This is a genomic window from Acidovorax sp. GW821-FHT10E04 (assembly GCF_059415185.1).
Genome location: NZ_JBWKMT010000003.1, coordinates 387,520 through 400,784, shown reverse-complemented (window position 1 = coordinate 400,784; position 13,265 = coordinate 387,520). Strand labels below are relative to the sequence as shown.

General features: G+C 62.9%; 11 protein-coding genes and 1 pseudogene. 2 read left to right on the top strand and 10 right to left on the bottom strand.

The window, feature by feature from the left end:
* Positions 1-9: 9 nt before the first annotated feature.
* Complete coding sequence (locus tag AC07OC_RS11195) at positions 10-447, bottom strand: OsmC family protein (protein ID WP_218296345.1); 438 nt, start codon at positions 445-447, stop codon at positions 10-12.
* 67 nt (positions 448-514) lie between these two features.
* Entirely contained in the window at positions 515-805 is a 291-nt protein-coding gene (locus AC07OC_RS11190; protein ID WP_255594799.1) for an ATP-binding protein, read from the bottom strand.
* Between the two features lie 147 nt (positions 806-952).
* Here AC07OC_RS11190 and AC07OC_RS11185 point away from each other — a divergent pair, with 147 nt between their 5' ends.
* Positions 953-1,282: an acylphosphatase gene (locus AC07OC_RS11185; RefSeq protein WP_492246095.1), complete on the top strand. Its 330-nt coding sequence runs from the start codon at positions 953-955 to the stop codon at positions 1,280-1,282.
* A gap of 92 nt (positions 1,283-1,374) precedes the next feature.
* Here the strand turns inward: AC07OC_RS11185 and AC07OC_RS11180 are convergent, their stop codons facing one another.
* Positions 1,375-1,788: a YkgJ family cysteine cluster protein gene (locus tag AC07OC_RS11180; RefSeq protein WP_369640917.1), complete on the bottom strand. Its 414-nt coding sequence runs from the start codon at positions 1,786-1,788 to the stop codon at positions 1,375-1,377.
* A 217-nt stretch (positions 1,789-2,005) separates the two neighbouring features.
* Between AC07OC_RS11180 and AC07OC_RS11175 the strand changes: the two are divergent.
* Positions 2,006-2,330 (top strand): annotated as a pseudogene (locus AC07OC_RS11175) (hypothetical protein); the annotation flags it as partial.
* Between the two features lie 255 nt (positions 2,331-2,585).
* On the opposite strand, the gene AC07OC_RS11170 reads toward AC07OC_RS11175, so the two are convergent.
* The 7 genes from AC07OC_RS11170 to dnaA all read right to left on the bottom strand — a co-directional run bounded on the left by AC07OC_RS11170 (position 2,586) and on the right by dnaA (position 12,992).
* Positions 2,586-3,692, bottom strand: coding sequence for a suppressor of fused domain protein (locus tag AC07OC_RS11170; protein ID WP_494601162.1), 1,107 nt, complete (start codon positions 3,690-3,692; stop codon positions 2,586-2,588).
* Between the two features lie 30 nt (positions 3,693-3,722).
* Positions 3,723-4,556 carry a protein NO VEIN domain-containing protein gene (locus AC07OC_RS11165; RefSeq protein ID WP_218339351.1) on the bottom strand — a complete coding sequence of 278 codons (834 nt, stop codon included), beginning with the start codon at positions 4,554-4,556 and terminating at the stop codon, positions 3,723-3,725.
* A gap of 54 nt (positions 4,557-4,610) precedes the next feature.
* Positions 4,611-7,040 (bottom strand): DNA/RNA helicase domain-containing protein, encoded by a 2,430-nt coding sequence (locus tag AC07OC_RS11160; protein WP_494601160.1) that lies wholly within the window; start codon positions 7,038-7,040, stop codon positions 4,611-4,613.
* Positions 7,041-7,139: 99 nt separating this feature from the next.
* Positions 7,140-7,496, bottom strand: a complete 357-nt coding sequence (locus tag AC07OC_RS11155; RefSeq protein WP_218339353.1) for a nucleotide pyrophosphohydrolase — start codon at positions 7,494-7,496, stop codon at positions 7,140-7,142.
* A 30-nt stretch (positions 7,497-7,526) separates the two neighbouring features.
* Positions 7,527-10,142, bottom strand: a complete 2,616-nt coding sequence (gene gyrB / locus AC07OC_RS11150; protein WP_218339354.1) for a DNA topoisomerase (ATP-hydrolyzing) subunit B — start codon at positions 10,140-10,142, stop codon at positions 7,527-7,529.
* A gap of 176 nt (positions 10,143-10,318) precedes the next feature.
* Complete coding sequence (dnaN, locus tag AC07OC_RS11145) at positions 10,319-11,437, bottom strand: DNA polymerase III subunit beta (protein ID WP_218296337.1); 1,119 nt, start codon at positions 11,435-11,437, stop codon at positions 10,319-10,321.
* A 130-nt stretch (positions 11,438-11,567) separates the two neighbouring features.
* Positions 11,568-12,992 (bottom strand): chromosomal replication initiator protein DnaA, encoded by a 1,425-nt coding sequence (dnaA, locus tag AC07OC_RS11140; RefSeq protein WP_218339355.1) that lies wholly within the window; start codon positions 12,990-12,992, stop codon positions 11,568-11,570.
* Positions 12,993-13,265 lie beyond the last annotated feature (273 nt).

Sequence of the window (13,265 nt, the reverse complement as noted above, 5' to 3'; positions counted from 1 at the left end):
TCCCGTTGGCTACTTCACCAGCGTGGCGGTCAGCGTGATCTCGGGCACCGCGGCCAGTGCCTTCGACAGCGGGCAATTGGCCTTGGCATCGGCCGCCAGTTTCTGGAAGGCCGCATCGTCCAGCCCGGGCACCTTGGCGGTGAGCGTGAGCGCGATGCGGTCGATCACAAAACCTTCGCCCTCCTTGGACAGGCGCACGCTGGCGGTGGTGTCCACCGCTTCGGTGGCGATGCCCGCCTTGTCGGCGGCGAACGAAAACGCCATGGTGAAGCAGGCCGCATGCGCCGCCCCCAGGATCTCCTCGGGGTTGGTGCCCTTGCGGTCGTCGCCAAAGCGGCTGGCAAAGCCATAGGGGTACTTGTCCAGCGCGCCGGTCTCGGTGCTGATCTGGCCCTGGCCGGCCTTGCCGGCCCCTTCCCAGTGAACGCTGGCTTTCTTTTCAGGCATGGCGTGGCTCCTTTTCTGGCATGCAATGGTGGGGTGGTGAACACTCGGGTGAAACCCGGGCCTGGAATCACACCACAGCCGCGCCGCCGCTGGTGTGGGACAACGCCGCATCGTCCCGCACCGCATGCAAGGAGCCCGCACGCACCATGCGGATCGCATCGAACGGGCACCGCACCGCGCACAAGGCACACCCGGTGCAGGCCGCCGCATCATGCAGCCGGGACCGCTTGGGGCCCCAGGCTTGCGGGCCCTGCACCTGCAGCGACAGCACATGCGGCGCGCACACGGCCACACACCAGCCGCAGCCCGTGCAGCGGGCAGTGTCGATGGCGGGCAAGGCCTTGCGGGGGGCGTTCATGTGGTGGCCTGGACAGTGCGAGGGGATGGCAGGGCTGGACGAAGCCCGCGGCTGCCATGGCGCAGCTTAGCGCGCCGCATCCGGCCGGTCGAGCACCGCCATGGCGCGCACGTGGTCAACGCCCCGCGCTGGCGATACAGTGCGCCCATGCACCACAGCGGCAGTACCACCAGCAACAGCGGCAACACCACCACCACCGTCACCCGGCACCTTCTGATCCGGGGGCATGTGCAGGGCGTGGGCTACCGCTGGTCCCTGGTGCAGGCCGCCCTGCAGCGCGGTGTGCAGGGCTGGGTGCGCAACCGCCGCGACGGCAGCGTGGAAGCCCTGGCCACCGGCCCCGCCGATGCCGTGCAGTCCCTCATCGACTGGGCCCGCCACGGCCCGCCGCAGGCGCGGGTGGACGCGGTGGACGTGGGCACCGTGGCCGAGCCCGCCGAGCCCGTGGCGGGCTTTGTCCAAAGGGAGACGGTGTAGCGGTAGCGCGCGGGCTGGCGCTGCGGCGGCCCGCCGTGCGCCCTCCGGCAAATAGCGTGGCCTGGCGGCAGGCAGCCCCGGGTGCCCGCCGCTCAACCCCTGCGCTGCAGATCCCGCGCCCCGTAGGCGCAGTACCCCGGCTTGGGGCTCTTCTTCTGCGGATGCAGCCGGCACGTCTCGGGCCGCTTGTCGTACACCGTGCACAGGCGTGTTTTGGGGTCGAGAAAGTTACAGTCCCCACTGGCCCGCCGCGCCATCGTGAAGATCGCGTTCTTGTGGTTGAAGTGGTCGATCAGCCGTGCCTTGAGCAGCCGCCTGGCAAGGTGCCGCAGCTCTTCATGCTCGGCCTCGAACGGGTCCACCAGCTCCAGCCGCACCAGGTCTGCCAGCTGCACTTCGAGCGGCATCGTGCAGCAGTTGGCCGCGCAGGTGTCGCACAGGCCTGGGCGATAGCGGGTCCAGGTGTCGAGGCGGTCAACGTCGACGATGGAAATGGGGGAGCGCATGGGGTTGCGATTGTGCCTGGGTGGCCGGCCGCCGATGTGGCGCTGCCCACGCAGTCATCGCGGCCACCCGCTGGCGCTGGGCGCAATGACGCCCATGGCCATGGTCCCCAAAAGCTGTCGCCGCATGTGGCGCTTGGCCTACGCCAGTGTGGCGCGGTGGCGAAGACCATGGGGTTCTGGACGTATCCACCCCTACCCCTAACTACAGGAGACCACCATGACCCATCCCCAAGACCCCACCCGCGACATGAACCTGGACCCCATCACCAAGGAGCCGGGCGCCCACCCCATCGGCACGGGCATCGGTGCCGCAGGCGGCGCCGTCACGGGCGCAGCCGCTGGCTCCATCGGCGGCCCCATCGGCTCCGCCGTGGGCGCAGTGGTCGGCGCCGTCGTCGGGGGCCTGGCCGGCAAGGGCGCGGCCGAAGCGGTCAACCCCACGGATGAAGACGCCTACTGGCGCGACGCGTATGGCCGGGAGCCGTACTACTCGGATGCCTATACCTACGACGACTATGCGCCTGCGTACCGCCACGGCTATCGAAGCGTGATCGACGGACGCCACCGCGACTGGAACGACGCCCGCGACCATCTGCAGACGCGCTGGGACACCGACCGGGAGAGCAGCCGCTTGAACTGGAAGGATGCGGAACCTGCGGCCAAGGCGGCTTGGGAAAGGGCGGATCGGATTTGGAAGCAGACGAAGCAGGAATAGGCAGCCCGGGCGTGCTGTAGCCCGATAGGCTGCCTGTCAAGCGCAGCCATTGGACACTGCGCTTGGCTGACTGGCTGACTGGTCAGCCAACCACGTCAACGACTTTTCCGGTTGAATCCTGGATCGTCGTTTTCTCTATCCGCCACTCCACCTGCGGCAACAGCGGCAGCACATAGCGGCCTTCGCGCGGCTGCAGTGTCTGTACGAACTGCTGCACCGTGGCATTGGTCAGACGCAGGATGGCGGCGCTCTCTTCCTCGCCCTGCCATTCCACTGCATTGCTGCCTTGGTTGCCTGAAGGCTCCAGCAGTAGTTGCCACCGGTGCCCCGCCACACGCAGCGTGCGGCCAAACCGCAGGCGCAGCGGCAACAGGGCCACCAGTTCATCCACCTGGCGGGCGCCCAAAGTCACCAGAGTCAGCGGCTTGCGCAGCCGCCGCTTGGTCTGATGGAGGTCCAGCACATCGGTAAACAGGTACCCGCTCGACGAGCCGTCCCGTCGCACGCCCTCGTCCACCTGCTGCTTCACCGTGGGGTCGCCCAGCAGCGAGGCGCGGTCCAGGTCCGTTACCCACAGCGGCATGTGCGGCAGCAGCACATCGAGCAAACTGCGTGTGTGCCATTGTTTGGCCGCGCGCTCCTCGTCCAGCGTCAGTCCCACTACCTGCAAAAAGGCGACTGAGCCATTGGGCGTGGCCAGCGGCTCGGCCAGCTCCGGGTCGGTCACAAAGCCCATGGAGCAGATCAGCGTGGCCTGCCCCAGTGCAATGGGACCGTTGGCTGTCATCCAATCACCGTCGTTGAAGACGTTGCCGCTCTGGAACACATAGCGTGCCAAGTTCTGCAAAAAATTCAGCGCCCATGTCGGGGGCTCGGCATCGACCGCTGCGTTGGGCGCTATCGCCAGCCGAAACGTCAGCTCGAAACCATAGCCGCTCACCTCCGGGTCATTGGACTCCTTGGCGTACAACTCGCTGAACCCATACGTCACAAAATGCCAGTGCGGCATCGGGTCCGTGCGCCGCCAGGCGCTGATGCCATCCAGCGGGTCAGGCCCGCCCAGCATGTGCGAGATCAGCGTGCCAAAGTGCTTGGACCCCTGGCCGGGGTAGAGTTGGTCCAGGCGGGCGGAGATGGCGTCCCAGCCGGGGGAAGGGGCGTCGTTGTCGTCGATGGTGGATGAGGTCATGTCTGTGGAAAGCACAGGGACGAGCTGATTTCAGTTGAAGCTTGCGCGAAAAGTAATGGGGTCCAATGAACAGTGCTGTTCAAGCGCTCCGACCAGCGCAAACAAGCGTGGCATCTTTCTAAATTCGAAAAGGCGATACAGATGAAACTGATCTTTGGCGTGGCTCGAAAGTGCAAGTTCGCCCCTCGATACAAAGAACGGCGTGTCCTTCCCGAATGTCGTGGTCTTCACTTCAACGAATCGCTCACGCCCATCAGTCTCATACGACAGCACATCAAACCCTAGCCCATCTCCCTTGGTGCGAGAGACGTGCTCCACGCGGTCCGCGAGCTTTGGTTCGCCTAGCAGGTTTAGTCGCCAGTGCTCGTACTGGATGACAAATTCCTCTCCCGCCAGGCCGAGCGAATGGTTCCGTGCTTCCCGTTCCAAATAGTCTCTTTTGACGCTCGCAAAGGTCGGTGGCGTTTGGGTCTCTGTGACCCGATGTTGTCTGGTCGGCGCTTGCGCTTTGACATGCGAGAAATCTGATTGCAACGGAACGACTGCCGGCAGTTGAACTGCAACCAATGCCGCTTGATCAAGAGAGGGGTTTACTCCTATTTGCTCTTCCAATACCGCGAGCAGGAGCGCTTGGAAGTTCGAACGTGGCTGATAGCCTCGAATGTACGGAAACCCAAGCGCAAGCATGGCCGCGCTGATGTTTCCGTGTTTGAACTCTATCGATCCATCTGAGCGGCTATTGATTTTTGATTGAAGGGCGCGGCGGTGCGCAGTCTTGCTGTAACTCTGTCCCGCAAGTTCCAACGTCAACATGTGAAGGTAGTCTGCAACGATGGCCTCAACTTCTTCTCTCGACCACTCCATTCGCGTCTCCTTCTCATAGCGTACTCCTGATAGATAGCAGGGCACAGTGCGTGCTCATTGGAGCACTGTCAACATTTCTGCGACTACAGAAAACTCCTCGTCCTCGCCAACTTCCAAGACGATAGCTTCAAATCCCGGGTTGTCCGTTTCTGGCCATAGCTCGACGCGTGTATGGCGCCACGTCCCGTCTGGCTCCATGACCTTCTCACTTGAGTACCGTTTGATGGTGTAGCTGCCACCTGTTTCGGGATCATCAATGCTGCGGTGCTGAACGACCACAATCTTGCCGTTGCGGGTACCTCCCGGTGCTGCTCGGAAAAGACACCAAGCACCGTTAGGTATCCGCTTGTTCATGGACTCACCTACCACCTGGGCTACGGAAAAGCCAGGCTGGTAAGGAATCCAATCCGGCAACTCGACCCACTCCTGAGCACCTTCTTCCAGCGACTGCGCTTCAGAGAATGAACCCGCTGCAAATCGCAGTTCGATCAGCGGCGCTGCGTTTTTTCCCACCGCGCGCTCAGTAGCGGTCACAATTCGCAATGGGATGACATTGCTGGCTGTAGCTTTCGCAGAGACGATACTGTCTGCTTGCTCGACAACTTGCGGCGCAACCATTCCGCGCAGGCGCGAACGCAGGTACTCTGCCAAAAGATGGTCAGTGCAGTAAACGAAGCACCCGCGCATACCACGAGTCATCAGCGTGCGGTAGGTGTTCTTGATGATGCGGCTTGCCATCTCCTTGGCCGCAACCGGGTCGCGCTTCATGAGGCTCTTCAAACCCTTGATGGATTTGTCAGACCGGGCGCGGCCGTTGGCATCGGGCTGGATTTCGCCATGCCGGTACACGAGGTCTGGGCCGATGATCACACCCACGTAGTCCAGCTCCAAACCCTGGCAGGTGTGGATGCAGCCGACCTGTTCCACAGAGCCTGGCGTCACTATCCACAGGCTACCGTCTTCGCTGAGATTCCAGCGGCGCTGATAGCCGTATTCAGGGATGTCGATGTCAAACGCCTGTGGATCGGTTTTGCTGGGCCAGCCCCAGCAGTAGCCAGCCACCACCCTGGCCTTGTTGGCTGCCTGGTTCTTCTTGCGGATCAGCTCATGCAGTTCGGCTGGGCTGTCGACCACGCGAAAGTCGTATTCGGTGGTGTCGAGTATTTGGTTGGCGGTAGGGCGTATGGCCAGGGTGTCGTCAATCCAAGCCACGTAGCCGTCGGAGCCGCTGCAGCGGAACTGCGACGCCAGATTCAGTTCGGTAACTTGCGCATCCAGCGCGACGGACCACTTGTGCAATTCGCCGGTGTGGCCAATGTCCGAGATGGTGACGCGTTGATCGTCGTCGATAAAAAAGACGCTGCAGCGTGCGGAGGTGATGATCTCCTTGATCTGATTCTCGCCCAGGTTGCCATACAGGCCGGACTTCTCGTTGAGGCGATGGGCCTCGTCCACGATCAGCACGTCGAAGCTGTCTGCGGCGGGATCGGTGAATCCACCGGATCCACTGAATAGATTGCTGATGCGGCTCTTCTTGAATGTGCCTGCCAACTTGGCTTCAAATACTGCGCGCGGGGCCGCGTTCTTGGATACATAGCGCGCGTTTCTACCCCTTGAGATCAGCGCAGCCAGCAGATTGATGGCAACGACTGATTTGCCGGTGCCTGGCCCGCCTTGCACGATAACGACCTGCTTTGGCCCGCTAACCGCCTTCGCCTCCGCCTCAAGCACGCTTTCGTAGACTAACTTCTGATCGTCGATCAGCACGAACTCGTTCTTGCCCTGCAGCATTCCGACCACGGCGTCTGCCAGCATCTTCGATGGCTGAATGCGCCCATGCTCAATGCGGTAGAGCAAGTTCTTGCTATCCCCATGCCGTACATGCTGACGGATGAAAGCCTGCAGCCGGTCCTTTTCGGGTTTGAGGAACAGGGGCGCCTTGTCGATGTGGGGCGTGTAGCTTGGATGGTCGATCACCCCGTCGCGCCGTGGATAGTTGTGCAGGTACGCGCAAGGTTGCAGCGTCATCCCATCATCCAGCACGGCGGTATTGAAGTCATTGAGCAGTGCGGCATAGGACCATGCTTGGTACGAGGGATGTGCACCCTCGGTGTCGCCTGCCCGCCCGCCCCGGCGCGCCCAGATGATTCCGTCCTTTTCGCTTACGCGTGCTTCAGACCACTGCTTGAGCTCGACAATGATCACCTTGGGTTGGTGGTGTTCGTCCAGGCCGGTGATCAAAAAGTCGATGCGTTTGGCAGTCTGTGGTACTTGGTACTCAATGGCCACGCCCGCATCGTCGGGTATCTCGTCGTCGTACAGCACTTTCGCCATGTGTGAAAGCGAATGGGTCCAAGACCGCAGTTCGGCGGGGCCAACGTTTTGGCCAGTGGCATGTTTGTAGTGCTGCGAGACAACGTCTTCAATGTTGTCAGCGAAAGCGTGCTGGAGAAATTCGCGCTTATTTGCTTGGTAGATGATCACCCGCGGTGCACTCCCCTGTACTCGGAATCGACTGTTCTCGCTGCGTCTTGGCGAGGAATGCTGTGGGCCGAGGTATTGTGGTGCACGGAAGCCCAACGACTACAGTTCGTTGTACTTACGATTGCTGCCTCGGGCTTGGCTTTCCGGGTATTTCCGCCCATTGATCTCTATCTTTGCATTCGCTGCATCGATCAGATCAACATCCAGCGCCGCAGCCATCTGCACCAGATACAGCAATACATCGGCCATCTCATGGGAAACAGCCTGCTTTTTGTCTGCTGAGAGGTTGCGGCTTTGCTCCTCAGTCAACCACTGAAAGTGCTCCAGCAGTTCGCCCGCCTCCACGACCAATGCTGAGGCGAGGTTCTTGGGCGAATGGAACTGGGCCCAGTCACGCTGCTGCGCAAACTTTTGCAGTCGTTGGGCCAATTGTTGGAGCGCAGGGTCTTGAGACATCTCAAAGACGTTCAATGGGTGTTCGCCAACTCAAACGTCGATGTTGCCAGCCCGCAGCGCATTCGTCTCAATGAAGTCCCGCCGCGGCTCCACCTCATCCCCCATCAGCATCGTGAACACCCGGTCCGCTTCGATCGCATCGTCAATCTGCACCCGCAGCAACCGCCGCACGTTCGGGTCCATCGTGGTTTCCCACAGCTGCTCGGGGTTCATCTCGCCCAGGCCCTTGTAGCGCTGGCGGGATGTGCTGCGTTCGGCTTCGCTGATCAGCCACTTCATGGCCTGGCGGAAGTCGCCGACTTTTTCTTCCTTCTGCTTCTCGCCCTCGCCGCGCAGGGCCTTGGCGCCCTCGCCCAGCAGGCCGCGGAAGGTTTCGGCGGCTTCGGCCAGGGCGGCGTAGTCGGCGCCGTGCACGAAGTCTTGCGTAATGACGCTGCTCTTGATGTTGCCGTGGTGGCGGCGGCTGATGCGCAGCAGGGGCTTGTCGGTGCGCACGTCGAATTCACCGGCCACTTCGGCGGGGGCGCCGGTGGTGTTCAGTTCGCGCAGCTTGGCCTGCAGGGCCACGGCGCTGGCTTCGGCGTCGGCCACGGTGTCGAGCTTGAGGCTCACGCCGTCGGCAATCGCGCGCAGGGCCTCGGCGTCCATGAAGTTGCCCAGGCGGGCAATCACGCTTTCAGCGATCTGGTGCTTGCGCGCCAGTTCGGCCAGGGTGTCGCCAGCCAGCGTTTGCGGGTTGGCGCCGCCGGTGGTCACGCTGGCGTGGTTCAGCGCGATGCGCAGCAAAAAGCCGTCGAGCGCGGGCGCGTCCTTCAGGTACAGCTCTTCCTTGCCGGCCTTCACCTTGTACAGCGGCGGCTGGGCGATGTAGATGTGGCCGCGCTCCACCAGTTCGGGCATCTGGCGGTAGAAGAAGGTCAGCAGCAGGGTGCGGATGTGGGCGCCGTCCACGTCGGCGTCGGTCATGATGATGATGCGGTGGTAGCGCAGCTTGGCCACGTCGAAGTCGTCGCCACCCGTCGTGCCGCCGGCCTTGCCGATGCCGGTGCCCAGGGCGGTGATCAGCGTCAGGATTTCGTTGCTGGTCAGCAGCTTTTCGTAGCGGGCTTTTTCCACGTTCAGGATCTTGCCGCGCAGGGGCAGGATGGCCTGGAACTTGCGGTCGCGGCCTTGCTTGGCAGAGCCGCCGGCGGAGTCACCCTCCACGATGTAGATCTCGCACAGCGCGGGGTCTTTTTCCTGGCAGTCGGCCAGTTTGCCGGGCAGGCCCATGCCGTCGAGCACGCCCTTGCGGCGGGTCATTTCGCGGGCCTTGCGGGCGGCTTCGCGGGCGCGGGCGGCTTCCACGATCTTGCCGCAGATGATCTTGGCGTCGGCCGGGCGCTCCTGCAGGTAGTCGGTGAGCAGCTTGCCCACGATGTCTTCCACGGGGGCGCGCACTTCGCTCGATACCAGCTTGTCCTTGGTCTGGCTGCTGAACTTGGGCTCGGGCACCTTCACGCTCAGCACGCAGCACAGGCCTTCGCGCATGTCGTCGCCGGTGACTTCGACCTTGGCCTTCTTGGCGAACTCGTTTTCTTCGATGTACTTGTTGATGACGCGGGTCATCGCGGCGCGCAGGCCGGTGAGGTGGGTGCCGCCGTCACGCTGGGGGATGTTGTTGGTGAAGCACAGCACTTGCTCGCTGTACGCGCTGTTCCACTGCATGGCCACTTCAACGCCAATGTGCGTGCCGGGGATGCCGCCATACGTCTCGGCCGGGCGTTCACCGGCTGCGTAGAACGAGGTGGGGTGCAGGACGGTCTTGCCCTTGTTGATGAACTCCACGAAGCCGCGCACGCCACCGGCGCCCGAGAAGTCGTCTTCCTTGCCGCTGCGCTCGTCTTTGAGGCGAATGCGCACGCCGTTGTTCAGGAACGAGAGTTCGCGCAGGCGCTTGGCCAGGATCTCGTAGTGGAACTCGTTGTTCTCCTTGAAGATCTCGGTGTCGGGCAAGAAGTGCACTTCGGTGCCGCGCTTGTCGGTGTCGTCCAGCACCTGCATGGGCGAGACTTCCACGCCGTCCACCGTCTGCACGATGCGGTTCTGCACGAAGCCCTTGCTGAATTCCAGCGCGTGCACCTTGCCTTCGCGGCGCACGGTCAGGCGCAGCATCTTGCTGAGCGCGTTCACGCAGCTCACGCCCACGCCGTGCAGGCCCCCGGAGACCTTGTAGCTGTTCTGGTTGAACTTGCCGCCCGCGTGCAGTTCGGTCAGCGCGATCTCGGCGGCCGAGCGCTTGGGCTCGTGCTTGTCGTCCATCTTCACGCCGGTCGGAATGCCCCGGCCGTTGTCGGTCACGCTGATGGAGTTGTCGGAATGGATGGTGACGACGATGTCGTCGCAGTGCCCGGCCAGGGCTTCGTCGATGGAGTTGTCCACCACCTCGAACACCAGGTGGTGCAGGCCGGTGCCGTCGCTCGTGTCGCCGATGTACATGCCGGGGCGCTTGCGCACGGCCTCCAGGCCTTCCAGGATGGTGATGGCGCCTTCGCCGTAGCTTTCGCTGGCGCCAGCCTGGTTGGTGTCGATCTTGGCGAGGGTGGGCTCAACATGGCCGGAGACGCCGGTGGCTTCGGGCTCGGAGGGGATGTTGTCAGCGGTCATGGTGGGCCTTGGGATCCGTGGAAACCGGGGTTTCCAATGTGTTCAATGGTCAAACTGGGCTCTAGCGCTTATTCAATAAGCGCTGGCAGCTATCAAAAATGTAGCTTTTTCGGTGGGCTGCTTGGGGCGGGGGGCGGGGCATCGCAACCTCACGCCCACCGGTGGCGGGCGCAGGGCTAGATGCGCATCGGCATCACCACATACTTGAAGCTGTCGTTCTCGGGGATGGTCATCAGCGCGGAGCTGTTGCCGTCCGAGAGCTCCACCTTCACCATGTCCTGGCCCATGTTGGCCAGGGCGTCGATGAGGTAGGTCACGTTGAAGCCGATCTCGATGGTGTCGCCACCGTAGTCGATGTCGAGTTCGTCCACGGCCTCTTCCTGTTCGGCGTTGTTCGACGCCACGCGCAGGGTGCCGGGCTCCAGGTTCAGGCGCACGCCCTTGAACTTGTCGCTGGTCATGATGGCGGTGCGCTGCAGGCTGGCCAGCAGCGGCGCGCGGCCCAGGGTGATGCTGTTCTTGTGGTTCTTGGGGATCACGCGGTTGTAGTCGGGGAACTTGCCCTCGACCAGCTTGGTGACGAACTCCATGCCGCCAAAGGTGAACTTGGCCTGGTTGTTGGCGAACTGCATCTCGATGTGGGGCTGGTTCTCGCCACCCGCGTCACTCAGCAGGCGCTGCAGCTCGATCACGGTCTTGCGCGGCAGGATGACTTCCTGCTTGGGCACTTCCACATCCAGCGTCGCGCTGGCGAACGCCAGGCGGTGGCCGTCGGTGGCCACCAGGGACAGCTGCTTGCCCTCGGCCACGAACAGGATGCCGTTGAGGTAGTAGCGGATGTCCTGCACCGCCATGGCAAACGACACCTGGCCCAGCAGGTCTTTCAGCGTCTTTTGCGGCACGGCGAACACGGGGCCGAAGGCGGCGGATTCCTGCACCAGCGGGAAGTCCTCGGCCGGCAGGCTCTGGAGCGTGAAGCGGCTCTTGCCGCCCTTGAGGATGAGCTTGGACTGGGCCGACTCCAGGCTCACCGTCTGGTCGCCGGGCATGGTGCGCAGGATGTCGATGAGCTTGCGCGCGCCCACCGTGGTGGTGAAGTCGCCGGTGTCGCCGCCCAGTTCTGCCGTGGTGCGGATCTGGATTTCGAGGTCGCTGGTCGTCAGCTGCAGGGCGTTGCCCGTCTTGCGGATCAGCACGTTGGCCAGGATGGGCAGGGTGTGCCGGCGCTCGACGATGCCAGCCACGGACTGCAGTACCGCGAGAACCTTGTCTTGTGTTGCCTTCAGGACGATCATGTCATCAACCTCTTGTGGTTTTTGGAACGGAGCTTGGACAGCGGCACGGGTCGTGCCTCCCCCTGCTGCACAACCCGTCATTTTGCCCCTTAACGGAGCCGTTTCTCTGGGGGGCCTCGATCACGCCTTTTTAGCCTTTCAGCGTCTGCTCCAGCACGTGCAATTGCTGGTTCAGTTCCGTGAGCTGCTGGCGCTCTCCGGAAATCTTGCGCACGGCGTGCAAAACCGTGGTGTGGTCGCGCCCGCCAAACAATTCTCCGATCTCGGGAAGACTCTTTTGCGTCAGTTCCTTGGCCAGGTACATCGCGATCTGGCGCGGCCGGGCAATGCTGGCCGGGCGCTTCTTGCTGTACATGTCGGCGACCTTGATCTTGTAGTAGTCGGCCACCGTCTTCTGGATGTTTTCCACACTGATCTGCCGGTTCTGGATCGACAGCAGGTCGCGCAGCGCCTCGCGGGCCAGCTGGATGGAGATTTCCTTCTGGTTGAAGCGCGAGTACGCGAGGATCTTGCGCAGCGCGCCTTCGAGCTCGCGCACGTTGGAGCGCACGTTCTTGGCCACGAAGAAGGCGACTTCCTCGGGCATCTCGGTGCCTTCGACGCGGGCCTTGTTGATCAGGATGGCCACGCGCATCTCGAGCTCGGGCGGCTCGATGGCGACCGTGAGGCCCGAGTCGAAGCGCGAGACCAGCCGCTCGTGGATGTTGGCCAGGCCCTTCGGATACGTGTCCGAGGTCATCACGATGTGCGACTTCTTGGCCAGCAGGGCCTCGAACGCGTTGAAGAATTCTTCCTGCGTTCGGTCCTTGTTGGCGAAGAACTGCACGTCATCGATGAGCAGCAGGTCGAGCGAGTGGTAGCGCTCCTTGAACTCGTCGAACGTGCGCCGCTGGTACGCCTTAACCACATCCGACACGAACTGCTCGGCATGGATGTAGAGAACTTTGGCGTCGGGCTTGTCCTGCAGCAGGCGGTTACCCACAGCGTGCACTAGGTGGGTCTTGCCCAGGCCGACGCCGCCGTAGATGAACAGCGGGTTGTACAGATGGCCCGGCATGCCGGCCACGTGCATGGCCGCTGAGCGCGCCATGCGGTTGGCCGTGCCCTCCACCAGGGTCTCGAACGTCAGGGCGGCATTGAGCCGGTTGCGGAACGCGCCGGCCGAGGCGTCATCGCTGCTGCTGGCCGGTGATTCAGCGGGGGCGGCGGTGTTCGATGGCTCCGATGCCGCAGGGCGCACATAAGTACGGGCAACGGATTCGCGCTGAGCAAGCGCTAACTCCAGGGTGACGGGCTGGCCGTACAGGCCCTCGAGCAGGGCGGCGATGCGGCCCGCATACTGGGCACGGATCCAGTCGAGCTTGAAGCGGTTGCCCACCAGCACGGTCACCTTGGAGAAGTCCTCGGCCACCTGGGCCACCAGGGGCTTGATCCAGGTGTTGAACTGTTGTTCGGGCAGGTCTTGCGCCAGTTGCTCTACGCAGGCTTGCCACAGGCCCTGGCCGGCGTCTGCGCCGGGTGATGGAAGGGGGCTGCGGGAGGGTTCCTCGGTCATTTCAGGGAGATTCTTGTTGTGGATAGGAGGAACGGTACTGGGCGGGGGATTGTAGCTTGTCAAGGAGTTATCCACAATTTGGCGGGCACCGCATCCGGGTGTTTCCTGGGGTTGAATTTCTGCCCGGGCTGTGGTGCGCGCTGGCTGCGGATGGCTGCCGCGCGGCACAGGCGGGCCGCCGCGCGCAGGGCTGTTGCGGGGCCTGCTGGAAAGGCCGCCAGCCAAAAGGCATTGCCAGCAGCGGCCAAGCCTGCGATAATTTTGGGTTTCCCT